The organism is Pseudomonas sp. 5.2, assembly GCF_059025405.1.
On record NZ_JBYBHH010000016.1, the window covers coordinates 1 to 26,148 of the forward strand.

Genomic DNA, 26,148 nt, shown 5'->3' on the forward strand with positions numbered 1-26,148 from the left:
AGCCCGCCACAGGGTCCTCACAAGGTCTGAGCCTGCGCAGTTACCTGTAGGAGCTGGCTTGTCGGGGCGCCGAACCGCTGCGATGGGGCGCAAAGCGCCCCCTGCCTAATCAGCGGTTCTGCAGGAACGCGCGAATCCGCTCGGCGGCCTCGATGCACTCGGCCAGCGGCGCAACCAGCGCCATGCGCACCCGGCCAGCGCCAGGATTCACGCCATCCACGTCACGCGACAGGTACGACCCCGGTACCACGGTCACATGCTGGGCTTCGAACAGGTCGCGGGTGAACGCGGCGTCGCAGCCCGGTACCTTGGCCCACAGGTAGAAGCTGCCATCCGGGCGTTGCACATCCATCACCGGCTGCAGGATATCCAGCACGGCATCGTACTTGGCGCGGTACTGGTCACGGTTTTCGCGCACGTGCGCCTCGTCCTGCCAGGCAGCGATGCTGGCCAGCTGGGTCTGCACGGGCATGGCGCAGCCGTGGTAGGTGCGGTACAGCAAAAATGGCTTGATGATCTCGGCATCGCCCGCGACAAAGCCCGAACGCAGGCCAGGCAGGTTGGAACGCTTGGACAGGCTGTGGAACACCACGCAGCGTTTGAAATCGCTGCGGCCCAGTTCGGCGCAGGCGCTGAGCAGGCCCGGTGGTGGGGCGTCTTCGTCGAAGTACAGCTCGCTGTAGCATTCGTCGGCGGCGATCACGAAATCATGCTCGTCGGCCAGGGCAATCAGCTTCTTCAGGGTGTCCATCGGCACCAGTGCGCCGGTAGGGTTGCCTGGCGAGCACAGGAAGAGGATTTGGCAACGCTGCCAGACATCTGCCGGCACGGCGTCGAAGTCAGGGTTGAAGCCGTTGTTTTCAAGGCACGGCAGGTAGTGCGGGGTGGCGCCTGCCAGCAGCGCCGCACCTTCGTAGATCTGGTAGAACGGATTAGGGCTGACCACCAGGCCATCATCGGCCCGGTTGACCACGGCCTGGGTGAAGGCGAACAGCGCTTCACGGGTGCCGTTGACCGGCAGGATGTGACGGTCGGCATCCAGCCAGCCGGTTGGCACGCCGAAACGGCGCTCGCACCACTGGCCGATGGCCTGGCGCAGCCCTGGCAGGCCGAGGGTGCTGGGGTACACCGCCAGCTTGTCGAGGTTGTCGGCCATGGCCTGGGCGACGAACGCCGGCGATGTGTGCTTCGGCTCACCGATCGACAGCGCGATGGCGCGCTTGTCTGCCGCTGGTTTCACACTGCCCAGCAGGGCGCGCAGTTTCTCGAACGGGTAGGGCTGAAGCTGGGTCAGGGCATGGTTCATCGGCGCAAGGTCTCGTCAATCGTCTAATCGTTAAAAGGTCACGCGGGTCGGGCTGGCGTCGCTCGCCTGGCCAGCCTGCAGCTGCTGGACGATAGCCTCCTGCAGGCGGCTGCACAGCTGCGGGTCGGACAGCGGCTGGTTGTCGGCATCGGTGATGAAGAACACGTCTTCCACGCGCTCGCCGAGGGTGGCGATTTTGGCGTTCTGCAACGACAGGTCGAACTCCAGGAAGATGCGGCCGATCCGGGCCAGCAGGCCCGGCCGGTCGGGCGCGGTGATCTCAAGGATGGTCACCGGCCGCTGGGCATCGTTGAGGATGGTCACCTGCGGCGGGAAATTGAAGTGCTTGAGCTGGCGTGGCACCCGGCGCTGAATGATCGTCGGGTAGTCCTCGGGGTTGCGCAGCGCTTCGGTGAGGCCATCGCGAATCTGCTTGACCCGCTGCGGGTTGTCGCCAATCGAGCCGCCGTCATTGTCGAGCACGATATAGGTGTCGAGGGTGAACTGGCTGCTCGAGGTGATGATGCGCGCGTCATGGATGTTCAGGTTCAACTGCGACATGGCCGCCACGGTCACGGCGAAGAAGTCGTGCTGGTCGGGGGCATAGATGAAGATCTGCGTACCGCCCTCGAACTCGCGCTGGGTGGTTTCCTTGATCAGCACCAGCGGCCCGCCGTCGGCCGGCTGCTGGAGGATGGCGTCGGTGTGCCAGGCCACATCGGCCGCGTTGTGCTTGAGGAAGTAGTCGTCACCCAACTGCGACCAGAGTTGCTCGACGTCGTCCGGGTCGACGCCCTCGCGCACGAGGATGTCCAACGCGGCGCTTTGGGTCTGGCGGATCTGCTCTTCGCGGTCCAGTGGGTTTTCCAGGCCACGGCGCAGGGCGCGCTTGGTCTCGGTGTACAGCTGGCGCAGCAGGCTGGCGCGCCAGGAATTCCACAGGCTGGGGTTGGTGGCGTTGATGTCGGCCACGGTCAGCACATAGAGGTAATCCAGGCGGGTCTCGTCCCCCACATGCAAGGCAAAGTCGTTGATCACCTGTGGGTCGGACAGGTCTTTGCGCTGTGCGGTGGTGGACATCACCAGGTGGTTCAGCACCAGCCAGACGATCAGGCGGCTGTCCCAGGCTGGCAGTTGGTGGCGCTCGCAGAACGTCTGTGCGTCCACCGCGCCCAGCTCCGAGTGGTCACCCTGGCGGCCCTTGCCGATGTCGTGGTAAAGCCCGGCCAGGTAGATCAGCTCGGGTTTGGGCAGGCGGCCCATGAGCTTGCTGGCCAGCGGGAATTTCTCGGAAACCGGCGTGTACTGCAGTTTGCGCAGGTGCTTGATCAGGTTGAGCGTGTGCGCATCGACCGTATAGATGTGGAACAGGTCATGCTGCATCTGCCCGACGATCAGGCCGAATTCCGGCAGGTAGCGGCCGAGGATGCCGTAGCGGTTCATCCGGCGCAGGTTGCGGTGGATGCCGATCTCGCACTTGAACAGCTCGATGAACAGGCTGGTGTTGCGGATATCGTGACGGAAGGTTTCGTCGATCAGGTGCCGGTGCTCGCGCAGCAGGCGCACGGTATCGGCGCGTACCCCTTTGATCTCCGGGTGCTGGGCCATCAGCACGAAGATCTCCAGCATGGCGAACGGCGTGCGTTTGAATACGTTCGGCTTGGCGGCTTCTATATAGCCGTCATGCAGGCGGAAGCGCGCATTCAAAGGTTGGGTGGTGCCACTGTCATCGTCGGCGAGGATGACTTCCTCGAAGTGCTGGATGATCAGGTCGCACAACTGGCTGATGCTCATCACCACCCGGTAGTACTGCTGCATGAACTGCTCGATCGCGCGCTTGGGGTTCTCGTCGCTGTAGCCCAGCAGGGCGGCGATGCTGCGCTGGTGATCGAACAGCAAACGGTCTTCCGAGCGCCCGGCCAGCATGTGCAGGGCATAGCGCACCTTCCACAGGAAGTCCTGGGAGGAGGCCAGCAGTTCGTTCTCGCTTTCCAGCAAAAAACCTTCGCCGGCCAGGGCGTGCAGGTTCAGCGTGCCGTATTGGCGGCGCGCCACCCACAACACGGTCTGAATGTCGCGTAGGCCACCAGGTGAGCCCTTGACGTTGGGCTCAAGGTTGTACTCGGTGTCGTTGTACTTGTGGTGGCGGGCCTTGAGCTCGGCGCGCTTGGCCAGGAAGAACTCCTTGCTCGGCCACATGTGCTCGGTGCTGGTGACGTCCAGCATGCGCTGGCGCAAGGCTTCGGGGCCGGCGACGGTGCGGCTTTCCATCATGTTGGTGATGACCGTCAGGTCGGCACGCGCCTGCTCGGCACATTCGTCGACGGTGCGCACACTCTGGCCCACTTCCAGGCCGATGTCCCAGAGCAGGGTGAGGAAGCGCTCGATGGCCTCGCGGTACTGCTCGTGTTCGGCAGCACCCAGCAAAATCAGCAGGTCGATGTCGGAATGCGGGTGCAGTTCACCGCGCCCGTAACCGCCCACCGCGACCAGGGCGATGCCGCTATGGTCGCCCCAGTCGAACTGGTTCCAGGCCTGCTGCAGGATGTTGTCGACGAGCCAGGCGCGGTCCTCGATCAAACGGCGGATTTCGCGGCCTTCGCGAAAACGCCGGTCGAGCACCTCGCCCGCCTGGCGGATGGCTTTCTTGAAGGCGGCGATAGGGCTCGCCTTGAGGGCCAGTTCCGCCTGGAACTGGCCGCGGTCGAACAGCTCGGGATCCACCTGGGGCATTGCGTCGCGTTCCTGTCGTGGGGTGCCTGGCGCGGACTCAGGCCGAGGTGCGCGCGATGGTATCGTCCTTGCGCAGGGTGAAGATCTCGTAACCGGTCGCCGTCACCACCAAGGTGTGCTCCCACTGGGCCGAGAGCTTGCGGTCCTTGGTGATGGCGGTCCAGCCGTCGCCCAGGACCTTGGTGTCGGCCTTGCCCTGGTTGATCATCGGCTCGATGGTAAAGGTCATGCCTTCTTTGAGCTCCATGCCAGTGCCGGCGCGGCCGTAGTGGAGGATCTGCGGTTCTTCGTGGAACACTTTGCCGATGCCGTGGCCGCAGAACTCGCGCACCACCGAGAAGCCGTTCTTTTCAGCGTGCTTCTGGATCACTTCGCCGATGTCGCCCAGGCGGCAGCCCGGCTTGACCAGCTCGATGGCCTTGTACATGCATTCCTGGGTGACCTTGGATAGGCGCTCGGCCCAGACCGGCACGTTGCCGACGTGGAACATGCGGCTGGTGTCGCCGTGGTAGCCGTCCTTGATCACGGTGACATCGATGTTGAGCGTGTCACCGTCCTTGAGCGGCTTGTCGTTGGGGATGCCGTGGCAGACCACATGGTTGATCGAGGTGCAGATCGACTTGGGGTAACCCTTGTAGTTGAGCGGCGCCGGGATGGCCTGCTGGACGTTGACGATGTAGTCGTGGCACAGGCGGTCCAGTTCTTCGGTGGTGACACCGGGCTTGACGTGCTCTTCGATCATTTCCAGCACCTCGGCGGCCAGGCGGCCGGCGATGCGCATCTTCTCGATGTCTTCTGCGGTCTTGATGGTGACGGTCATTACAGGCTCTCTACGGCGCCGTGCACGGCGCGAACAAACGGGAAAGGCCGGATTCTAGCAGAGCAGGGCGGCAATCGGTCGGGATAAAGCCGGCCATCCTGCTGTCTATAGAGGGCATTTTGGCCTGAAAGCCTGGGTGCTGCAAAAACCGCTGACGGACGCGACAGTATTCGGGTTCCGTTCGCTCGCGGTCTGTGGTATAAAATGCGCCGCTTTCGGGGTCGACCCCGTAAGCCCTAAACCCACACACGTGTCGACACGATGACCTGGGTGCCCCGGATTCTAGAATCTGTGGGTTGGTCATTGGGATGCGTGGAGGCCCAACCCGACTTATCAAGGAACTATCATGTCCCAAGTCAACATGCGCGATATGCTGAAGGCCGGTGTGCACTTCGGCCACCAGACCCGTTACTGGAACCCGAAAATGGGCAAGTACATTTTCGGCGCGCGTAACAAGATCCACATCATCAACCTGGAAAAAACCCTGCCAATGTTCAACGAAGCTCTGGCTTTCGTAGAGCGTCTGGCCCAGGGCAAGAACAAGATCATGTTCGTTGGCACCAAGCGTTCCGCCGGCAAGATCGTCGCCGAGCAAGCTGCTCGTGCCGGTTCGCCATACGTTGACCACCGCTGGTTGGGCGGCATGCTGACCAACTACAAAACCATCCGTGCTTCGATCAAGCGTCTGCGCGACCTGGAAACTCAGGCCGAAGATGGCACCTTTGCCAAGCTGACCAAGAAAGAAGCCCTGATGCGTTCGCGCGATCTGGAAAAGCTGGACCGCAGCCTGGGTGGTATCAAGGACATGGGCGGCCTGCCTGATGCCCTGTTCGTGATCGACGTTGACCACGAGCGCATTGCTATCACCGAAGCCAACAAGCTGGGCATCCCGGTTATCGGCGTTGTCGATACCAACAGCAGCCCGGAAGGTGTTGACTACATCATCCCAGGTAACGATGACGCCATTCGCGCTATCGAGCTGTACATGACTTCGATGGCCGACGCCATCATCCGCGGCCGCAACAACGTTGCTGGCGGCACCGAAGTCTACGCTGAAGAAGCGGCTGCACCTGCTGCTGAGTAATTGACGCCTGGCGTCTACTTGGCACGCAAAAAGGGGGCTTTGCCCCCTTTTTGCCACCTTGAAATCCTGCTGTCAGCAACCGCCCCGCACTATGGGCCTGCTGAGATAAACACAGCGGATTTGCAGAATTGAACGCCCGTGATGAGCGGGTGGAATGGTTGAAAAACTTTCCAAGAGGATTTTGAAATGGCAGCAATTACTGCAGCGCTGGTCAAAGAACTGCGCGAGCGTACCGGCGAAGGCATGATGGATTGCAAAAAGGCCCTGGAAAAGGCCGGCGGCGACATCGAAAAAGCCATTGACGACATGCGTGCCTCGGGCGCCATCAAGGCCGCCAAAAAGGCTGGCAACGTCGCTGCTGAAGGCGCTATCGCCGTCAAGACCGACGGCAAAGCCGCCGTTCTGCTGGAAGTCAACTCGCAGACCGACTTCCTGGCCCTGCAAGACGACTTCAAAAACTTCGTAGCCGAAAGCCTCGAAGAAGCCTTCGCCCAGAAGCTGACCGACGCTGCACCGCTGATCGCCTCGCGCGAAGCAGCCCGTGAAGCCCTGGTCGCCAAGTGCGGCGAAAACGTCAACATCCGCCGCCTGGCGCGCGTTGAGGGTGACGTTGTTGGTGCTTACCTGCACGGCAACAAGATCGGTGCCGTTGTTGTCCTGAAAGGCGGCGACGTCGAGCTGGCCAAGAACATCGCCATGCACGTTGCTGCTTCGAACCCGGAGTTCCTGGATGCATCGGAAATCTCCGCCGAGGCCATCGAGCGCGAGAAGAATGTCTTCCTGCAGCTGAACGCCGACAAGATCGCCGGCAAGCCGGAAAACATCGTTGAGAACATGATCAACGGCCGTATCACCAAGTTCAAGGCTGAAGCTTCGCTGAAAGAGCAAGCCTTCGTCATGAACCCGGAAGTCAAGGTTGGCGAGCTGGCCAAGAAAGCCGGTGCTGAAATCGTTTCCTTCACCTACTTCAAGGTCGGCGAAGGCATCGAGAAGCCAGTCGACAACTTCGCTGAAGAAGTTGCCGCTCAGGTAGCTGCTGCCAAGCAGTAAGACAGACACGTCTGTCGCCCCAAAGAGGCTGCCCGCTCACGCGCGCAGCCTCTTTGTCAAAGCGGGAGCGGTTTTCCAAACCGCTGTTCGCTGACGCAGTCGCTGCGTCACGTTAGAGTTACACGCAGGCTCAAGCAGCCCGCCAGAATTTTTTTACAAACGCCGCAGGAGAGATTCGCAATGGCTCAGCAGGGCAGTGGTCATCAGGCTCGCTATAAACGCATTCTACTCAAACTTAGCGGCGAGGCCCTGATGGGCTCGGAAGAGTTCGGGATCGACCCCAAGGTCCTGGATCGCATGGCGCTGGAAGTCGGTCAACTGGTCGGCATCGGTGTGCAAGTCGGTCTGGTGATCGGCGGTGGCAACCTGTTCCGTGGTGCGGCGCTCAGTGCAGCCGGCATGGACCGCGTCACCGGTGACCACATGGGCATGCTGGCGACCGTCATGAATGCCCTGGCCATGCGCGACGCGCTGGAGCGGGCAAACATTACCGCCATCGTCATGTCGGCGATTTCCATGGTAGGCGTGACCGATCACTATGATCGCCGCAAAGCCATGCGCCACCTGAACGCCAAAGAAGTCGTAATCTTCGCTGCCGGTACCGGCAACCCGTTCTTCACCACCGACTCCGCCGCTTGCCTGCGCGCCATCGAAATCGATGCCGACGTGGTATTGAAGGCAACCAAGGTCGATGGTGTATACACTGCAGATCCATTCAAGGACCCGCATGCCGAGAAGTTCGATCATCTGACCTACGATGAAGTGCTGGATCGCAAGCTGGGTGTGATGGATCTGACGGCAATTTGCCTTTGCCGCGACCACAAGATGCCGCTGCGCGTCTTCAACATGAACAAGCCGGGCGCCCTGCTGAACATCGTGCATGGCGGCGCGGAAGGAACCCTGATCGAGGAAGTTCAAAAATGATCAACGCTATCAAGAAAGATGCCCAGGACCGCATGGGCAAGTCCATCGAGGCGCTGGGTCGCCACCTGGCTGCCATCCGCACCGGCCGTGCCCACCCAAGCATCCTGGACAGCGTCAGGGTCACTGCCTGGGGTAGCGAAATGCCGCTGAACCAGGTGGCCGCGATTACCGTCGAGGACGCGCGCACCCTGAAGATCGTTGCGCACGACAAGAACCTCAGCGCTGCCATCGAAAAAGCCATCCTGACCTCCGACCTGGGCCTGAACCCGTCCAGCGCCGGTACCACCATCCGCGTCCCGATGCCGGCCCTGACCGAGGAAACCCGCAAGGGTTACACCAAGCAGGCCAGCGGCGTTGCCGAAGATGCCAAGGTAGCCGTGCGTAACGTGCGCCGTGACGCACTCGCCGACCTGAAGAAGCTGACCAAGGACAAGGAAATCAGCGAAGACGAAGAACGTCGCGCCGCTGACGAGATCCAGAAGCTGACCGACAAGTTCGTCGCCGAAATCGACGCTGCGTTCAAGGCCAAGGAAAAGGACCTGTTGGCCGTCTAAGGCCGAGGTTTTTTAATGGAAAAGACCAAGCCAGCGGCGCCGTCCTCGGTGCCGCGACACGTCGCGATCATCATGGATGGCAACAACCGCTGGGCGAAGAAGCGCTTGCTGCCCGGCGTTGCCGGGCACAAGGCTGGCGTCGATGCCGTGCGTGCGGTCATCGAAGTCTGCGCCGAATCGGGGGTCGAGGTACTGACCCTGTTCGCCTTCTCCAGCGAAAACTGGCAGCGCCCCGCCGAAGAGGTCGGTGCGCTGATGGAGTTGTTCTTCTCGGCCCTGCGCCGTGAGGCGCGTCGCCTCAACGAGAACAACATCAGCTTGCGCATCATTGGTGATCGCTCGCGCTTTCACCCTGAGCTGCAGGCTGCCATGCGTGAGGCCGAGGCACTGACCGCCGGCAACAACCGCTTCATCCTGCAGATCGCGGCCAACTACGGTGGCCAGTGGGATATCGCCCAGGCTGCCCAGCGCCTGGCGCGGGAAGTACAGGCGGGCCATCTGCGTCCGGACGATATCACGCCGGGTCTGCTGCAGACGTGCCTGTCCACCGGTGAGTTGCCGTTGCCGGACCTGTGCATCCGCACCGGGGGCGAACGCCGCATCAGCAATTTCCTGCTGTGGCAGCTGGCCTATGCCGAGCTGTATTTCTCCGACCTGTACTGGCCGGACTTCAAACACGAGGCCATGCGCAATGCCCTGGCCGATTTCGCTTCGCGCCAGCGCCGCTTCGGTAAGACCAGCGAGCAGGTCGAGGCTGGAGCTCGTGCTTAATGCTTAAACAACGCATCATTACCGCGCTGATCCTGCTGCCGGTCGCGCTGGGTGGCTTCTTCCTGCTCAACGGTGGGGATTTCGCCCTGTTCATCGGCTTCGTGGTCACCCTCGGCGCCTGGGAGTGGGCGCGCCTGGCGGGGTTGATGACCCAGCCACTGCGCATTGCCTACGCCGCAGTCGTCGCCGGAGCGCTGATGCTGCTGCACCTGATGCCCGACCTGGCACCCTGGGTGCTGGGTGCGTCAGTGATCTGGTGGGGGCTGGCCACCTGGCTGGTGCTGACCTATCCGCGCAGCAGCGAGCTATGGGCCAGTGCGGCCTGCCGCTTGCTGATCGGCCTGCTGGTGTTGCTGCCGGCGTGGCAAGGCCTGGTGCTGCTCAAGCACTGGCCGCTCGGCAACTGGCTGATTCTGTCGGTCATGGTGCTGGTGTGGGCCGCCGACATCGGTGCCTACTTCTCCGGCCGTGCTTTCGGCAAGCGTAAGCTGGCGCCGCAGGTCAGCCCTGGCAAAAGCTGGGAAGGCGTCTATGGCGGCCTGGCTGTCAGCTTGGTCATTACGCTGGTGGTCGGTATCAGTCGCGACTGGGGTGTTGGCCAGATCCTGCTGGGCCTGATGGGCGCGGCACTGGTGGTCATGGCCTCGGTGATCGGTGACCTGACCGAAAGCATGTTCAAGCGCCGCTCGGGCATCAAGGACAGCAGCAACCTGCTGCCCGGCCATGGTGGCGTGCTTGACCGCATCGACAGCCTGACGGCGGCCATCCCGCTCTTTGCCGTGCTGTTGTGGGCTGCCGAATGGGGTGTGATGTGAGTACGTTGCAGCGCATTACCGTGCTGGGCGCCACGGGCTCCATTGGCCTGAGCACGCTGGATGTGATTGCACGTCACCCTGAGCGTTATTCGGTATTCGCCCTGAGCGGTTACTCGCGCATCGACGAGCTGCTGGCGTTGTGCGTTCGGCATCGCCCGGAGTACGCGGTAGTGCCGAATGCCGAAGGCGCTGCGCGCTTGCGCGACGGCCTGGCGGCCGTCGGCTGCGCTACCCAGGTGCTGGAAGGCGAGGCGGGGCTTTGCCAGGTTGCCGCAGCGCCTGAGGTGGATGCGGTGATGGCCGCCATCGTGGGTGCGGCAGGGCTGCGACCGACCTTGGCTGCCGTCGAGGCGGGCAAGAAAGTGTTGCTGGCCAATAAAGAGGCGCTGGTGATGTCTGGCGCGCTGTTCATGGAGGCGGTGCGGCGCAGTGGTGCCGTGCTGCTGCCGATCGACAGCGAGCACAATGCAATCTTCCAGTGCCTGCCCGGCGACTATGCCCGCGGCCTGAGCCAGGTGGGGGTGCGCCGCATCCTGCTGACGGCATCGGGTGGCCCGTTCCGCGAAACACCGTCCGCCGCATTGGCCGATGTCACGCCGGAGCAGGCGTGCGCGCACCCTAACTGGTCCATGGGGCGCAAGATTTCCGTGGATTCGGCCAGCATGATGAACAAAGGGCTCGAGTTGATCGAGGCCTGCTGGCTGTTCGATGCCTCGCCCGCCAAGGTCGAGGTGGTGGTGCACCCGCAGAGCGTGATCCACTCGCTGGTGGATTACGTGGACGGCTCGGTGCTCGCCCAGTTGGGTAACCCAGACATGCGCACGCCGATCGCCAATGCGCTGGCCTGGCCAGAGCGCATTGATTCTGGCGTCGCACCGCTGGACCTGTTTGCCATCGCACGCCTGGATTTCCAGGCACCCGACGAACAGCGCTTCCCGTGCCTGCGCCTGGCGCGGCAGGCTGCCGAGGCCGGCAACAGTGCACCTGCCGTGCTCAATGCGGCCAACGAAGTGGCTGTCGAGGCATTTCTCCAGCGGCGTATCCGCTTCCCGGAGATCGCGGGTATGATCGAACAAGTGCTCGATCAGGAGCCTGTAGTGCCACTGGCCTCGTTGGACGCGGTATTTGCCGCCGACCAGCGTGCCCGGGAGCTGTCCCGTGAGTGGTTGCGGCGTCACGGTCGATGATGCAGGCCTGCCAGGGCTTGTGCGAAAAGTCGTTCTGCTGAACGTCATCTGGAGAAAGATATGACTGCGCTCTACATGATTGTCGGCACCCTGGTGGCCTTGGGTGTTCTGGTCACGTTCCACGAATTCGGCCACTTCTGGGTGGCCCGACGCTGCGGCGTCAAGGTGCTGCGTTTTTCGGTGGGCTTCGGTACGCCGTTGTTGCGCTGGCATGACCGCCAGGGCACCGAATTCGTGGTGGCGGCGATTCCGCTGGGCGGCTACGTCAAGATGCTCGATGAGCGTGAAGGCGATGTGCCGCCTGCGTTGGCCGACCAATCGTTCAACCGAAAAAGCGTGCGTCAGCGTATCGCCATCGTCGCCGCCGGCCCGATTGCCAACTTCTTGCTGGCCATCGTGTTCTTCTGGCTGTTGGCCATGCTCGGCACCCAGCAGATTCGCCCGGTCATCGGTGCAGTCGAAGCGGGCAGCCTGGCAGCGTCGGCAGGCCTGACCGCAGGTCAGGAAATTGTATCCATCGATGGCAAGGCGACCAGCGGTTGGTCTGCGGTCAACCTGCAACTGGTTCGCCGTCTGGGCGAGAGCGGCACCCTGCAGGTAGGCGTGCGCGACGAAGGCGCCAGCGCCGAGCAGCACTTGCAGATCAAGCTGGACCACTGGCTGAAAGGCGCCGACGAGCCAGACCCTATCCAGTCCCTGGGTTTGCGCCCATGGCGCCCGGTGATCGTGCCGGTGCTGGCCGAAATCGATTCGAAAGGGCCGGCCGCTGCCGCCGGCTTGAAGACAGGCGACAAGCTGCTGGCCCTCGATGGCGTGGCAGTGAACGACTGGCAGCAGGTGGTCGACACCGTGCGCGCCCACCCGCAAGCCAAGGTCGTGGTGCGTGTCGAACGCGATGGTGCTGCGCTGGATGTACCGGTAACCCTGGCCCGCAAGGGTGAGGGCAAGGCCGCGGGCGGTTACCTGGGCGCGGGGGTAAAAGGTGGCGAATGGCCTGCCAACATGCTCCGCGAAGTCAGCTATGGCCCGCTGGACGCGGTAGGTGAGGGCTTGTCGCGTACCTGGAACATGAGCGTCCTGACGCTCGAGTCGCTGAAGAAAATGCTGTTCGGAGAGCTCTCGGTAAAAAACTTGAGCGGACCGATAACCATTGCTAAAGTGGCGGGCGCTTCAGCCCAGTCCGGCGTGGGGGATTTCCTGAATTTCCTGGCCTACCTGAGCATAAGCCTGGGGGTTCTTAACCTGCTGCCCATTCCAGTACTGGATGGGGGGCATTTGCTGTTTTACCTGGTCGAGTGGGCGCGCGGTCGTCCGCTGTCAGATCGGGTGCAAGGTTGGGGGGTCCAGATCGGTATCAGTTTGGTCGTAGGGGTGATGTTGCTCGCCCTGATCAACGATCTGGGTCGACTATAAAGCTTCGCATTGCGAACCTGCCGCCACTTCGCGGCGGGTTGTTTATTGCCAGTTGGAATAAAAGGACTTCATGAAACGTCTGCTGCTAACTGCGGTCCTCTCCGCACTGATGATCGCTGAAGTTCACGCCGAGTCCTTCACCATCTCCGATATTCGTGTCAACGGCCTGCAGCGGGTTTCCGCCGGCAGCGTCTTCGGTGCCTTGCCGCTCAACGTCGGCGATCAGGCCGATGATCGGCGCCTGGTGGATTCGACCCGTTCCCTGTTCAAGACTGGCTTCTTCCAAGACATCCAGCTGAGCCGCGATGGCAATGTCCTGATCATCAACGTGGTCGAGCGCCCGTCGGTTTCCAGCATCGAGATCGAAGGCAACAAGGCGATCAGCACCGAAGACCTGATGAAGGGTCTGAAGCAGTCTGGCCTGGCCGAAGGTGAAATCTTCCAGCGCGCCACCCTTGAAGGTGTGCGTAACGAGCTGCAGCGCCAGTACGTGGCCCAGGGTCGCTACTCGGCCGAGGTCGACGCCGAAGTCGTGCCGCAGCCGCGCAACCGCGTCGCGCTGAAAATCAAGATCAACGAAGGCACCGTCGCTGCCATTCAGCACATCAACGTGGTGGGCAACAACGTCTTCGACGACGAAGAGCTGTCGCAGCTGTTCGAGCTGAAAACCACCAACTGGCTGTCGTTCTTCAAGAACGACGACAAGTACGCCCGTGAAAAACTCTCCGGTGACCTGGAGCGTCTGCGTTCCTACTACCTGGACCGTGGCTACATCAACATGGATATCGCCTCTACCCAGGTATCCATCACGCCAGACAAGAAACACGTCTACATCACCGTCAACATCAACGAAGGCGAGAAGTACACCGTCCGTGACGTGAAGCTCTCCGGTGACCTCAAGGTGCCGGAAGACCAGGTCAAGTCGCTGCTGCTGGTGCAGCCGGGCCAGGTATTCTCGCGCAAGGTGATGACCACCACGTCCGAGCTGATCACCCGTCGTCTGGGTAACGAAGGCTACACCTTCGCCAACGTCAACGGCGTGCCACAGCCGAACGACCAGGACCACACCGTCGATATCATGTTCGTGGTCGACCCGGGCAAGCGTGCCTACGTCAACCGCATCAACTACCGCGGCAACACCAAGACCGAAGACGAAGTGCTGCGTCGCGAAATGCGCCAGATGGAAGGCGGCTGGGCGTCGACCTACCTGATCGACCAGTCCAAGACCCGTCTGGAGCGCCTGGGCTTCTTCAAGGAAGTCAACGTCGAGACCCCGCCGGTGCCTGGCACCGATGACCAGGTCGACGTCAACTACAGCGTCGAGGAACAAGCGTCCGGCTCCATCACGGCGTCGGTCGGTTTCGCTCAGAGCGCCGGTCTGATCCTGGGTGGTTCGATCAGCCAGAGCAACTTCCTGGGTACCGGTAACAAGGTCTCCATCGGCCTGACTCGTTCCGAATACCAGACCCGCTACAACTTCGGCTTCGTGGACCCCTACTTCACGGCTGACGGTGTCAGCCTGGGTTACAACGCCTTCTACCGCAGCACCGACTACGACGACCTCGATGTCGACGTTGCCAGCTATGCGGTCGACAGCCTGGGCGCCGGTGTCAGCCTGGGTTACCCGATCAGCGAAACCTCGCGCCTGACCTATGGCCTGAGCGTTCAGCAGGACAAGATCAAGACCGGTAAATACACCGTTGACGAGATCTTCGACTTCCTCGATCAAGAGGGTGACAACTTCCTGAACTTCAAGGCGTCGATCGGCTGGTCCGAATCGACCCTGAACAAAGGCGTGCTGGCGACTCGCGGTCATTCGCAAAGCCTGACCCTGGAATCGACCATTCCGGGCAGCGACCTGTCGTTCTTCAAGCTCGACTACCGTGGTCAGCTGTTCAAGCCGATCACCAACGACTACACCCTGCGCCTGCACACTGAACTGGGCTATGGTGATGGCTACGGCAGCACCTCGGGCCTGCCGTTCTACGAGAACTACTACGCGGGCGGCTTCAACTCTGTCCGTGGCTTCAAGGACAGCAGCCTGGGCCCACGCAGTACGCCTAGCCGTGGTGAAGGTAACGAAGGCGGCAAGCCGGGTACCATCCGCGACCCGGATCAGGATCCGCTGCCGTTCGGTGGCAACGTGTTGGTCCAGGGTGGTGTCGAGTTGCTGTTCCCACTGCCGTTCGTCAAGGACCAGCGTTCGCTGCGCACGTCGGTATTCTGGGACGTGGGTAACGTGTTCGATACCAACTGCGGCAGCAAGCCAGATTGCGAGAAGGTCGGTTTCTCGGGTATGGCCAGTTCGGTGGGTCTGGGTGTGACCTGGATCACTGCACTGGGCCCGTTGAGCTTCAGCCTGGCGATGCCGGTCAAGAAGCCGGACGATGCCGATACCCAGGTGTTCCAATTCTCTCTGGGCCAGACCTTCTAAGGTCGGCCCTTGCATAACGACAACGGTTTATCCAGGAGTGCATCGTGCGTAAGTTGACTCAACTGGCCATTTTGGCCGCGGCGCTGGTCGCCACCCCGGCTTTCGCCGAAATGAAGGTTGCCGTCCTGAACTATCAGATGGCCCTGCTGGAATCGGATGCCGCCAAGAAGTATGCGGTTGATGCAGAGAAAAAATTCGGCCCGCAACTGACCAAGCTGAAAAGCCTGGAAAGCAGCGCCAAGGGCATCCAGGACCGCCTGATCAAAGGTGGCGACAAGATGCAGCAGCAGGAGCGTGAGCGCCTGGAGCTCGAGTTCAAGCAAAAGGCCCGCGACTTCCAGTTCCAGTCCAAGGAATTGAACGAAGCCAAGGCCGTTGCGGACCGTGACATGCTCAAGCAACTCAAGCCGAAGCTGGACGGCGCTGTCGAGGAAGTGATCAAGAAGGGCGGTTTCGACCTGGTTCTCGAGCGTGGCGCGGTCATCGATGTCAAACCTCAGTACGACATCACCCGCCAAGTCATCGAGCGCATGAACCAAGCCCGTTGATATGACCTTGAACATGACGCTTGGCCAGTTGGCCGAAGCCCTCGGCGCCACCCTCAAGGGGCCCGAGGCGCTGCAGATTACCGGGCTGGCCACCTTGCAGGAGGCCGGCCCCGGTCAATTGAGCTTCCTCGCCAACCCGCAGTACCGCAAATTCCTGGATAACAGCCAGGCGGCAGCGGTGCTGCTCAAGGCTGCGGATGCTGAAGGCTTTGCTGGCAATGCACTGATCGTCGCTGATCCGTACTTGGCCTATGCGCGCATTTCCCACCTGTTCGATCCCAAGCCCAAGGCTGTGGCGGGAATTCATCCCAGCGCCGTAGTGGCTGAAGATGCCCAGGTGGATGCCAGTGCGAGCATCGGCCCGTTCGTCGTCATCGAAAGTGGTGCGCAGGTTGCTGCCAATGTCAGCATCGGTGCCCACTGCGTGGTCGGTGCCCGTTGCGTCATCGGTGAGGGCGGCTGGCTGGCGCCACGGGTCACCCTGTACCATGACGTGACCATCGGCAAGCGTGTGGTGATCCAGTCTGGCGCAGTGATCGGTGGCGAGGGCTTCGGCTTCGCCAACGAGAAGGGCGTATGGCGCAAGATTGCCCAGATCGGCGGCGTGACCATCGGCGATGATGTAGAAATCGGTGTCAACACGGCAATCGACCGTGGTGCGCTGTCGGACACGCGCATTGCCGACGGGGTCAAGCTCGACAACCAGATCCAGATCGCCCATAACGTTCAGATCGGTGAGCACACGGCCATGGCCGCCTGTGTCGGGATTTCCGGCAGCACGCGCATTGGCAAGCACTGCACCATTGCTGGCGGTGTCGGCATGGTGGGTCATATTGATGTCTGTGATAACGTTTTCGTGTCCGGGATGACCATGGTGACCCGATCGATCACCGAACCGGGTGCCTATTCTTCCGGCACAGCCATGCAGCCATTGGCTGACTGGCGCAAGAGCGCCGCGCGTATCCGCCACCTGGACGACATGGCCAAGCGTCTCCAGCAGGTGGAAAAGCGCATCGATACCGTGACCTCAGGTGGCCAGCCGGCATCAGAAGGCTGATACCATTCCCTGAGCAAGAGTGAACAGACGCTAGCTGGCTCCTCTTTGGACTGCAAAAGGAGCGCGTGGTCAGCACCTGCGCTCCCTATTCTTATTACAGGCTTCCCCCCGAAATGATGGACATCAACGAGATTCGCGAATACCTGCCTCACCGTTACCCGTTCCTGCTGGTGGATCGCGTGACGGATCTGGACTTCGAGGCCCAGAGCATTCGTGCCTACAAGAATGTCAGCATCAACGAGCCGTTCTTCAATGGCCACTTCCCGGCCCACCCGATCATGCCGGGCGTTCTGATCATCGAGGCCATGGCCCAGGCGGCCGGCATCCTCGGTTTCAAGATGCTCGATGCCAAGCCGGCGGATGGCACCCTGTACTACTTTGTCGGGTCCGACAAATTGCGTTTCCGTCAGCCGGTATTGCCGGGTGACCAGCTTGTGCTGGAAGCCAAGTTCCTCAGCCGCAAGAGCATGATCTGGAAATTCGAGTGCCGCGCCCTGGTCGACGGCAAGCCTGTCTGCTCGGCAGAAATCACCTGCGCGGAACGCTCCCTATGAATTTGATTGATCCTCGGGCCATCATCGACCCGTCGGCCAAGCTGGCCGACGGTGTCGAGGTGGGCCCCTGGTCGATCGTTGGCCCTGATGTCGAAATCGGGGAGGGCACCGTCATTGGCCCGCATGTGGTGCTCAAGGGGCCGACCCGTATCGGCAAGCACAACCGCATCTACCAGTTTTCCTCGATCGGCGAAGACACCCCTGACCTCAAGTACAAGGGTGAGCCGACGCGCCTGGTGATCGGTGATCACAATGTGTTCCGCGAAGGTGTGACCATTCACCGCGGTACCGTTCAGGACCGTGCAGAAACCACCGTCGGCGATCACAACCTGATCATGGCCTACGCCCACATCGGTCACGACAGTGTCATCGGCAATCATTGCATTCTGGTGAACAACACCGCGTTGGCGGGGCATGTTCATGTGGGTGACTGGGCAATTCTGTCCGGGTACACCCTGGTGCACCAGTACTGCCATATCGGTGCACATGCGTTTTCCGGCATGGGCACGGCGATCGGCAAAGACGTACCGGCTTTCGTCACGGTGTTCGGCAGCCCGGCCGAAGCACGCAGCATGAACTTCGAAGGCATGCGTCGTCGGGGTTTCAGCGACGAGGTCATTCATATCCTGCGTCGTTGCTACAAGATCGTCTACCGTCAGGGCCTGACCGTCGAAGATGCGATCAAGGCGCTGGACGAACTGGCAGCCCAGCACCCTGAGGTCGATCTGTTCCGTCAGTCGATCCTGAATTCTGCCCGCGGCATCACCCGCTGACATGGCCCAGCTTTGCGTAGCCCTGGTCGCGGGTGAGGCCAGCGGCGATATTCTCGGGTCTGGCTTGATGCGCGCCCTCAAGGCGCGCCATCCCGACGTCCGCTTTATCGGCGTTGGCGGCCCCTTGATGGAAGCCGAAGGCCTGCAATCCTACTTCCCCATGGAACGTCTGGCGGTCATGGGCCTGGTCGAGGTACTGGGACGGCTGCGTGAGCTGCTCAAGCGCCGCAAGTTGTTGATCCAGACCCTCATCGCCGAAAAGCCCGATGTGTTCATCGGCATCGACGCCCCGGATTTCACCCTCAACATCGAATTGAAACTGCGTCAGGCCGGTATCAAGACCGTGCACTACGTCAGCCCATCCGTATGGGCGTGGCGGCAGAAGCGCGTGCTGAAGATCCGCGAAGGCTGCGACCTGATGCTGACGCTGTTGCCGTTCGAAGCCCGGTTCTACGAGGAGCAGGGGGTGCCGGTGCGTTTCGTCGGCCACCCACTGGCCGATACCATTCCGCTCGAGGCCGACCGACTGGCAGCACGCACTGCGCTTGGCCTGGGCCCAGGCCCGGTGGTCGCGTTGATGCCTGGCAGCCGCGGCGGCGAAGTCGGGCGCCTGGGGGCGCTGTTCCTCGATGCCGCCGAGCGCTTGCGCGAACGAGTACCGGGTGTGCGCTTCGTGCTGCCCTGCGCCAACGCCGCACGGCGTGCCCAGGTCGAGCAGATGCTCGAAGGGCGCGCGCTGCCGCTGACCCTGCTCGACGGCCAGTCGCACCAGGCCCTGGCGGCCTGCGATGCGGTGCTTATCGCGTCGGGTACCGCCACCCTGGAGGCACTGCTGTACAAGCGCCCCATGGTGGTGGCTTATCGCCTGGCGCCGTTGACCTACTGGATTCTCAAACGCCTGGTCAAAAGCCCTTACGTGTCGTTGCCCAACCTGCTGGCCCAGCGCGAACTGGTGCCTGAACTGCTGCAGGATGACGCCACCAGCGAAGCCCTGGCGCAAACCTTGGCCCCCTTGGTGGCCGATGGCAGCCAGCAGACCGAACGTTTCGACGAGATTCACCGCACCCTGCGCCGGGATGCTTCCAACCAGGCCGCCGAGGCGGTACTGGCCTTGCTCAAGGACCGCTGAGATGCAAATAGGACTGGATTTCAACCTGGTCGAAGACCTGGTCGCCGGGGTCGATGAAGTCGGCCGTGGCCCGTTGTGTGGCGCGGTGGTGACGGCTGCAGTGATCCTCGACCCGGCACGGCCGATCCTCGGCCTCAACGATTCGAAGAAACTCACCGAAGCCAAGCGCGAGGCGTTGTTCGACGAAATCTGCGAGAAGGCGCTGAGCTTTTGCATTGCCCGCGCCGAGGTCGAAGAAATCGACCGCCTGAACATTCTTCAGGCCACCATGCTGGCCATGCAGCGTGCGGTCGAGGGGCTGCATGTCACGCCCAAGCTGGCACTGATCGACGGCAACCGCTGCCCCAAGCTGGCGGTGCCCGCGGCACCAGTCGTAAAAGGTGACAGCCAGGTACCGGCCATCGCGGCTGCGTCGATCCTGGCCAAGGTGACGCGTGATCGGGAGATGAGTGCGTTCGAGCTGATCTACCCCGGTTACGGCATCGGTGGGCACAAGGGTTATCCGACGCCGGTGCACCTTGAAGCCCTGGCCCGGCTTGGGCCTACGCCCATTCACCGACGCTCCTTTGCGCCGGTACGGGCGGCCTGGGAGGCCCGTGAGGGTGTTGTTGACTCCTTGATTTAGCCTAATTGGGGCCGCTGTGCGGCCCATTCGCGGGCAAGCCCGCTCCCACAGGGCGCGCACAGTATTCAAGCTGGGTGCAGAACCTGTGGGAGCGGGCTTGCCCCGCGAATGGGCTGCACAGCAGCCCCAAAATCCCCCCGCTTTTACGCTACAATCCCGCCCTTGTCGTTCTGCTACAGGATCACCCATGTCGGTTCCCTTCGTTCACCTTCGCGTGCACTCCGAATTCTCGCTGGTCGACGGCCTGGTGCGGATCAAACCGCTGGCCAAGGCACTGGCGGGGATGAACATGCCGGCGGTGGCGATCACCGACCAGAGCAACATGTGCTCGCTGGTGAAGTTCTACAAGACCGCCATGGGCGCCGGGATCAAGCCGATCTGTGGTGCCGACCTGTGGCTGGCCGGGCCTGACCCGGAAGCCCCGTTGTCGCGTATCTGCTTCCTGGCGATGAACCCCCAGGGCTATCGCAACCTCACCGAGCTGATTTCGCGTGGTTGGGTTGAAGGCCAGCGCAATGGCCTGGTGATTTTGCAGCGCGAGTGGATCGCCCCCGCCAGCGAAGGCCTGATCGCCTTGTCCGCTGGCAAGGAAGGCGACATTGGCGCCGCGCTGCTCTCTGGCCGGGTTGAAGAAGCCGAAGCGCTGTTGCGCGACTGGATGGGCATGTTCCCCGAGCGCTTCTACGTTGAAGTGCAGCGCACCAACCGCGCCCGCGACGAAGAATACGTGCACGCTGCTGTGGCCCTGGCCGACAAGGTCGGCGCGCCGCTGGTGGCGACCAACGATGTGCGCTTCATCAAGCAGGCCGACTACGATGCCCACGAAACCCGTGTCTGCATTGGCGAGGGCTGGACCCTGGACGACCCGCGTCGCCCGCGCAACTACAGCGATCAGCAGTACCTCAAGAGCGCGGACGAAATGGCCGAGCTGTTCAGCGACTTGCCCGACGCCATCGCCAACACTGTCGAGATCGCCAAGCGCTGCAACATCCAGGTTCAATTGGGCAAGCACTTCCTGCCCGATTTCCCGACGCCCAATGGCATGGGCATCGACGATTACCTGCGCCATGTCTCCCATGAAGGCCTGGAGGAGCGCCTGGCGGTGCTCTGGCCCAAAGAGACCACGCCAGACTATGAGGAAAAGCGCCAGGTCTACCTGGACCGCCTGAAGTTCGAGCTGGATATCATCATCCAGATGGGCTTCCCCGGCTACTTCCTGATCGTTATGGACTTCATCAAGTGGGCCAAGAGCAACGGCGTGCCGGTCGGCCCAGGCCGAGGCTCGGGTGCCGGTTCGCTGGTCGCCTACGTGTTGAAGATCACCGACCTCGACCCGCTGGCCTATGACCTGCTGTTCGAGCGCTTCCTCAACCCTGAACGGGTATCCATGCCCGACTTCGACGTCGACTTCTGCATGGATGGCCGTGACCGGGTCATCGAATACGTGGCTGATGCCTACGGGCGCAACGCGGTCAGCCAGATCATCACCTTCGGTACCATGGCCGCCAAGGCGGTGGTGCGCGACGTGGCGCGGGTGCAGGGCAAGTCCTACGGCCTGGCCGATCGCCTGTCGAAGATGATCCCCTTCGAAGTCGGCATGACCCTGGAAAAAGCCTACGAGCAGGAAGAGATCCTGCGCGACTTCCTCAAGGGCGACGAAGATGCCCGCGAGATCTGGGAGATGGCCCTCAAGCTCGAAGGTGTCACGCGGGGTACCGGCAAGCACGCCGGTGGTGTGGTCATCGCCCCGACCAAGCTCACCGACTTCTCGCCGATCGCCTGTGACGAAGAGGGCGGCGGCCTGGTAACCCAGTTCGACAAGGACGATGTCGAGGCCGCCGGGCTGGTCAAGTTCGACTTCCTCGGCCTGCGTACGCTCACCATCATCAAGTGGGCGATGGAGACGATCAACCGCGAGCAGGCCAAGCAGAACCTGCCGGACTTGAACATCGACTTCATTCCGCTGGATGACCGCAAGACCTACGAGTTGCTGCAAAAAGCCGAGACCACGGCGGTGTTCCAGCTCGAATCGCGCGGCATGAAGGAGCTGATCAAGAAGCTCAAGCCGGACTGCCTGGAAGACCTCATCGCACTGGTGGCGCTGTTCCGCCCAGGCCCGCTGCAGTCGGGCATGGTGGACGACTTCATCAACCGCAAGCACGGCCGCGCCGAGCTGGCCTACCCGCACCCGGACTACCAGTATGACGGCCTGCAGCCGGTATTGGCGCCGACCTACGGCATCATCCTGTATCAAGAGCAGGTGATGCAGATTGCCCAGGTCATGGCCGGCTATACCCTGGGCGGTGCCGACATGCTGCGGCGGGCCATGGGTAAGAAAAAGCCTGAAGAGATGGCCAAGCAGCGCGGCGGCTTCATCGAAGGTTGCGCGAACAACGGCATCGATGGCGATCTGGCAGGTAACATCTTTGACCTGGTAGAGAAATTCGCCGGTTACGGCTTCAACAAATCTCACTCTGCCGCCTATGGCCTGGTGTCCTACCAGACCGCCTGGCTGAAAACCCACTACCCGGCGCCGTTCATGGCCGCGGTACTGTCGGCGGACATGCACAACACCGACAAGGTGGTGGTGCTGATCGAGGAAGTGCGCAGCATGAAGCTGCGCCTCGATGCGCCCGATGTGAACACTTCCGATTTCAAGTTCACCGTCAATGACGATGGCCGTATCGTCTATGGCCTGGGTGCGATCAAGGGCGTGGGCGAGGGGCCGGTGGAGGCCATCGTCGAAGTGCGTGCGCAGGGCGGGCCGTTCAAGGACCTGTTCGATTTCTGCGAGCGCGTCGACCTCAAGCGCGTCAACAAGCGCACCCTCGATGCGTTGATCCGCAGTGGTGCACTGGACCGTCTGGGCCCGTACTTCCATGACGAGATCAAGGCCTACCAGGCCAACATCGACCGTAACCGTGCAACCTTGCTGGCGGCACTGGAAGAGGCGATCAAGTCGGCTGAGCAGACCGCGCGTACCGCCGACAGCGGCCATGTCGACCTGTTTGGCGGCTTGTTCGTCGAGGCAGACTCGGACGTCTATGCCAACCACCGCAAGGTCCGCGAGCTGACCCTCAAAGAGCGCCTCAAAGGCGAGAAGGACACGCTGGGCCTGTACCTGACCGGTCACCCGATCGACGAGTACGAAAGCGAGATTCGCCGTTTTGCCCGGCAGCGCATCATCGACCTGAAGCCGTCCCGTGAGTCTCAGACGATCGCCGGCATGATCATTGCGTTGCGGGTCATGAAGAACAAGAAGGGGGACAAGATGGGCTTCGTCACCCTCGATGACCGCTCGGGGCGCATCGAGGCGTCGCTGTTTGCCGACTCCTTCATGGCGGCCCAGTCATTGCTGCAGAACGACGCCATGGTCGTGGTCGAAGGGGAGGTCAGTAACGATGACTTCTCGGGCGGCCTGCGCCTGCGGGTGAAGCAGGTAATGACCATGGAAGACGCGCGCACGCGCCTGGCCGAAAGCCTGCGCTTGAAAGTCGCCCATGACGCGCTCAAGGGCGACCGCCTGAACTGGCTGGGTGAGCTGATCACCCGTCACCGCGGCGGCTGCCCGATTACCCTGGAATACACCGGCAGTGACGCCAAGGCCATGCTGCAGTTTGCCGATGAGTGGTCAATCGACCCGGCTGACGGCCTGATTCAGGCACTGCGTGACCAGTTCGGACGTGAGAACGTCTTCCTGCAATATCGTTGAATCGACGAATTTTAATCTCGACCTGAATGCGCCCGATCCCTTAAGGTAGGGCGCCAAACGGATCAACCGGCCGGCCGCCTGGCCGTAGACCCAAGACGGATGCCTATGAACCCGAATTTCCTCGATTTCGAACAGCCGATTGCCGACCTGCAAGCCAAGATCGAAGGCCTGCGCCTGGTGGGTAACGACAACTCGCTGAACATCAGCGATGAAATTGCCCGTCTGCAAGACAAGAGCAATACCCTGACCGAAAGCATCTTCGGCAACCTGACCAGCTGGCAGATCGCCCGCCTGGCGCGTCACCCGCGTCGTCCTTACACCTTGGACTACCTGCAGCACATCTTCACTGAATTCGAAGAGCTGCACGGTGACCGCCATTTCTCCGATGATGCCGCGATCGTGGGCGGTACCGCCCGCCTGGATGGCAAGGCAGTGATGGTCATCGGCCACCAGAAGGGCCGCGAAGTACGTGAGAAGGTGCGCCGCAACTTCGGCATGCCGCGCCCTGAGGGCTATCGTAAGGCGTGCCGCCTGATGGAAATGGCCGAGCGCTTCAAAATGCCGATCCTGACGTTCATCGATACCCCAGGTGCCTACCCAGGTATCGACGCCGAAGAGCGCAACCAGAGCGAGGCGATTGCCTGGAACCTGCGTGTCATGGCGCGCCTGAAGACGCCAATCATCGCCACCGTGATCGGTGAGGGTGGTTCTGGCGGTGCACTGGCCATTGGTGTGTGCGACCAGCTGAACATGCTGCAGTATTCCACCTACTCGGTGATTTCGCCGGAAGGCTGCGCCTCGATCCTGTGGAAGACCGCCGACAAGGCTGCCGATGCCGCCGAGGCCATGGGTATCACGGCCGAACGCCTGAAGAGCCTGAACATCGTCGACAAGGTCATCTCGGAGCCGCTGGGCGGCGCCCACCGTGACCCGGCCGCCATGGCTGAAAGCATCCGTGCCGACCTGGTGCAGCAACTGGACATGCTGGGCAAGCTCGACAATGACGCGCTGCTGGCACGCCGTTACGAGCGCCTGATGAGCTACGGCCTCTGATACACCCCGGGGCCGCTCTGCGGCCCCTGTGGGAGCGGGCTCGACCCGCGAAGAGGCCGGCTCTGGCAACGGAGTCGTATGGCAAGGGCTTCGCCCTTGTTCGCGGGGCAAGCCCGCTCCCACAGTGCCCCGGCGATTCCGAATCATGTGAGGCGCCCTTGATCAACCTCACCCCCTGGCTCCAAGCCCCCGCCTGGCACATCGCCTTCTCTGGCGGCCTGGACTCCACCGTACTGCTGCACCTGCTGGCCGATTACGCCCGCACCCATCCCGCGCCCCCGTTGCGCGCCATCCATATCCATCACGGCCTGCAGCCCGCCGCTGACGCGTGGCCAGCCCACTGCGAGCACGTCTGCGCCAACCTCGGCGTCGAACTTCGTGTGGTCCACGTCCAGGTTGCCCCCGGCGCCAGTCTCGAACAGGCGGCCCGCGATGCCCGTTACGCGGCATTCACGAAGGTAGTCGGCCCCGGTGAGGTGCTGTTCACCGGCCAGCACCGCGATGACCAAGCCGAAACCCTGCTGTTTCGTTTGCTGCGCGGTGCCGGGCTACGTGGCCTGACCGCGATGCCGGCGCAGCGTCCGCTGGGGCAGGGCAGCCTGGCCAGGCCGTTGCTGGCGATAGCCCGCCAGCAGCTGCACGCGTATGCCCAGGCCCAAGGCTTGACCTGGATCGAAGACCCCTCGAACAGCGACACCGCCTTTGCCCGCAACTATTTGCGCGGCGAAGTGTTCCCGGTGTTGCAGCAGCGTTGGCCCCAAGCCAGCCAGAACCTTGCCCGTTGCGCAGAGCACCTGGGCGAAGCGCAGAGTTTGCTGGACGAGGTGGCTCAGGCTGATCTGGCCAAGGCCGAGGAGGGGGCTGCCGCTGCATGGGTGGGGCTGGACTCCCTGGCGCTTGCGGTGCTCGCGGCGTTGTCACCCGCTCGTCAGCGCAATGCCCTGCAATACTGGCTCAGCCATCGCACCCGGCTGCCGGATGCGCGCCATTGGGCTGGCTGGGCCGACCTGCGCGATGCCGCAGCCGACGCCCAGCCGACCTGGCGCTTAGCCGACGGCCGGTTGCTGCGCAGCAACGGCCGTATCTGGTGGCTGAGCGGTGACTGGCTGCAGGCGCCGCAAGGCGAATTCGCCTGGGCAGACTCGGCTTGCGAGCTGGCCTTGCCGGGCAACGGCAGCGTTCGGCTGACTGCGCCCAAGCCCCTGGCGGGCCTGACTGTCCGCTATCGCCAGGGCGGTGAAGTGCTTGAGCTTGCCGGGCGCGGTCGACGCGACCTCAAGCGCCTGCTCAACGAGCTGCAGGTGCCGCCTTTCGTGCGTTCGCGCCTGCCATTGCTGTATCAGGGCGAGCGCTTGCTGGCCGTGGCCAACCTGCCGGCGCTGGGGCAGGCAGATTGCCAACTGCACTGGCAGTTACCGACGAACGCGCAAGGTTTGAGCTGAAGGGTACATTCCGGTAGACTACCCTCCCTTCTTGATACAACTTCTGTGGGTTCCTCGAAAACACAGCAGTTGCCGATTACCACGCAGTTTTTTGCTGGGCTGATTCTGGAAATGACGAGCGAGCTCCATGCCGGGGATACCCTGGTTTGTACAGACGCGGCAGT

21 protein-coding genes are annotated in these 26,148 nt (G+C 62.2%); 18 read left to right on the forward strand and 3 right to left on the reverse strand.

What is annotated here, in order from left to right; translation table 11 throughout:
• Positions 1-109 precede the first annotated feature (109 nt).
• The 3 genes from dapC to map are packed head-to-tail and all read right to left on the reverse strand — an operon-like array spanning position 110 to position 4,859.
• Entirely contained in the window at positions 110-1,306 is a 1,197-nt protein-coding gene (gene dapC, locus AC5PZ0_RS21710; RefSeq protein ID WP_186675975.1) for a succinyldiaminopimelate transaminase, read from the reverse strand.
• A 30-nt stretch (positions 1,307-1,336) separates the two neighbouring features.
• A complete protein-coding gene (locus AC5PZ0_RS21715) occupies positions 1,337-4,039 on the reverse strand; it encodes a [protein-PII] uridylyltransferase (protein WP_099428485.1) in 2,703 nt (900 codons plus the stop codon).
• 37 nt (positions 4,040-4,076) lie between these two features.
• Entirely contained in the window at positions 4,077-4,859 is a 783-nt protein-coding gene (gene map, locus AC5PZ0_RS21720) for a type I methionyl aminopeptidase (protein WP_027595791.1), read from the reverse strand.
• 346 nt (positions 4,860-5,205) lie between these two features.
• Between map and rpsB the strand changes: the two genes are divergently transcribed.
• From rpsB to tilS, 18 genes are all read left to right on the forward strand, one after another.
• Positions 5,206-5,943 (forward strand): 30S ribosomal protein S2, encoded by a 738-nt coding sequence (gene rpsB / locus AC5PZ0_RS21725; protein ID WP_027595792.1) that lies wholly within the window; start codon positions 5,206-5,208, stop codon positions 5,941-5,943.
• A 186-nt stretch (positions 5,944-6,129) separates the two neighbouring features.
• On the forward strand, positions 6,130-6,993 hold the full coding sequence (gene tsf, locus AC5PZ0_RS21730; protein ID WP_027595793.1) for a translation elongation factor Ts: 864 nt from the start codon (positions 6,130-6,132) through the stop codon (positions 6,991-6,993).
• Positions 6,994-7,173: 180 nt separating this feature from the next.
• The gene (pyrH, locus tag AC5PZ0_RS21735) at positions 7,174-7,917 is read left to right on the forward strand and encodes a UMP kinase (protein WP_009686950.1); all 744 of its coding nucleotides are present in this window, start codon (positions 7,174-7,176) and stop codon (positions 7,915-7,917) included.
• The gene (gene frr, locus AC5PZ0_RS21740; protein ID WP_027595794.1) at positions 7,914-8,471 is read left to right on the forward strand and encodes a ribosome recycling factor; all 558 of its coding nucleotides are present in this window, start codon (positions 7,914-7,916) and stop codon (positions 8,469-8,471) included. The genes pyrH and frr overlap by 4 nt, the downstream gene beginning before the upstream one ends.
• A 15-nt stretch (positions 8,472-8,486) precedes the next feature.
• The gene (gene uppS, locus AC5PZ0_RS21745; protein ID WP_027595795.1) at positions 8,487-9,242 is read left to right on the forward strand and encodes a polyprenyl diphosphate synthase; all 756 of its coding nucleotides are present in this window, start codon (positions 8,487-8,489) and stop codon (positions 9,240-9,242) included.
• Positions 9,242-10,057, forward strand: coding sequence for a phosphatidate cytidylyltransferase (locus tag AC5PZ0_RS21750; protein WP_027595796.1), 816 nt, complete (start codon positions 9,242-9,244; stop codon positions 10,055-10,057). The genes uppS and AC5PZ0_RS21750 overlap by 1 nt, the downstream gene beginning before the upstream one ends.
• On the forward strand, positions 10,054-11,244 hold the full coding sequence (gene ispC / locus AC5PZ0_RS21755; RefSeq protein WP_027595797.1) for a 1-deoxy-D-xylulose-5-phosphate reductoisomerase: 1,191 nt from the start codon (positions 10,054-10,056) through the stop codon (positions 11,242-11,244). The genes AC5PZ0_RS21750 and ispC overlap by 4 nt, the downstream gene beginning before the upstream one ends.
• 60 nt (positions 11,245-11,304) lie before the next feature.
• Entirely contained in the window at positions 11,305-12,657 is a 1,353-nt protein-coding gene (rseP, locus tag AC5PZ0_RS21760; protein ID WP_252826947.1) for an RIP metalloprotease RseP, read from the forward strand.
• Positions 12,658-12,727: 70 nt separating this feature from the next.
• Positions 12,728-15,091 carry an outer membrane protein assembly factor BamA gene (bamA, locus tag AC5PZ0_RS21765; protein WP_265968616.1) on the forward strand — a complete coding sequence of 788 codons (2,364 nt, stop codon included), beginning with the start codon at positions 12,728-12,730 and terminating at the stop codon, positions 15,089-15,091.
• Between the two features lie 44 nt (positions 15,092-15,135).
• Positions 15,136-15,639, forward strand: a complete 504-nt coding sequence (locus AC5PZ0_RS21770) for an OmpH/Skp family outer membrane protein (RefSeq protein WP_027595800.1) — start codon at positions 15,136-15,138, stop codon at positions 15,637-15,639.
• Between the two features lies 1 nt (position 15,640).
• Complete coding sequence (gene lpxD / locus AC5PZ0_RS21775) at positions 15,641-16,696, forward strand: UDP-3-O-(3-hydroxymyristoyl)glucosamine N-acyltransferase (protein WP_027595801.1); 1,056 nt, start codon at positions 15,641-15,643, stop codon at positions 16,694-16,696.
• A 113-nt stretch (positions 16,697-16,809) separates the two neighbouring features.
• Positions 16,810-17,250, forward strand: coding sequence for a 3-hydroxyacyl-ACP dehydratase FabZ (fabZ, locus tag AC5PZ0_RS21780; RefSeq protein WP_003252314.1), 441 nt, complete (start codon positions 16,810-16,812; stop codon positions 17,248-17,250).
• Positions 17,247-18,023 (forward strand): acyl-ACP--UDP-N-acetylglucosamine O-acyltransferase, encoded by a 777-nt coding sequence (lpxA, locus tag AC5PZ0_RS21785; RefSeq protein ID WP_099428489.1) that lies wholly within the window; start codon positions 17,247-17,249, stop codon positions 18,021-18,023. Before fabZ ends, lpxA begins: the two co-directional genes overlap by 4 nt.
• A gap of 1 nt (position 18,024) precedes the next feature.
• Positions 18,025-19,152: a lipid-A-disaccharide synthase gene (gene lpxB / locus AC5PZ0_RS21790; RefSeq protein ID WP_027595803.1), complete on the forward strand. Its 1,128-nt coding sequence runs from the start codon at positions 18,025-18,027 to the stop codon at positions 19,150-19,152.
• Position 19,153: 1 nt separating this feature from the next.
• A complete protein-coding gene (gene rnhB / locus AC5PZ0_RS21795) occupies positions 19,154-19,777 on the forward strand; it encodes a ribonuclease HII (protein ID WP_085272748.1) in 624 nt (207 codons plus the stop codon).
• A gap of 187 nt (positions 19,778-19,964) precedes the next feature.
• On the forward strand, positions 19,965-23,489 hold the full coding sequence (gene dnaE / locus AC5PZ0_RS21800; RefSeq protein WP_493855720.1) for a DNA polymerase III subunit alpha: 3,525 nt from the start codon (positions 19,965-19,967) through the stop codon (positions 23,487-23,489).
• Between the two features lie 105 nt (positions 23,490-23,594).
• Positions 23,595-24,542, forward strand: a complete 948-nt coding sequence (locus AC5PZ0_RS21805) for an acetyl-CoA carboxylase carboxyltransferase subunit alpha (RefSeq protein WP_099428491.1) — start codon at positions 23,595-23,597, stop codon at positions 24,540-24,542.
• A 158-nt stretch (positions 24,543-24,700) separates the two neighbouring features.
• The gene (gene tilS, locus AC5PZ0_RS21810) at positions 24,701-25,984 is read left to right on the forward strand and encodes a tRNA lysidine(34) synthetase TilS (protein WP_099428492.1); all 1,284 of its coding nucleotides are present in this window, start codon (positions 24,701-24,703) and stop codon (positions 25,982-25,984) included.
• Positions 25,985-26,148 lie beyond the last annotated feature (164 nt).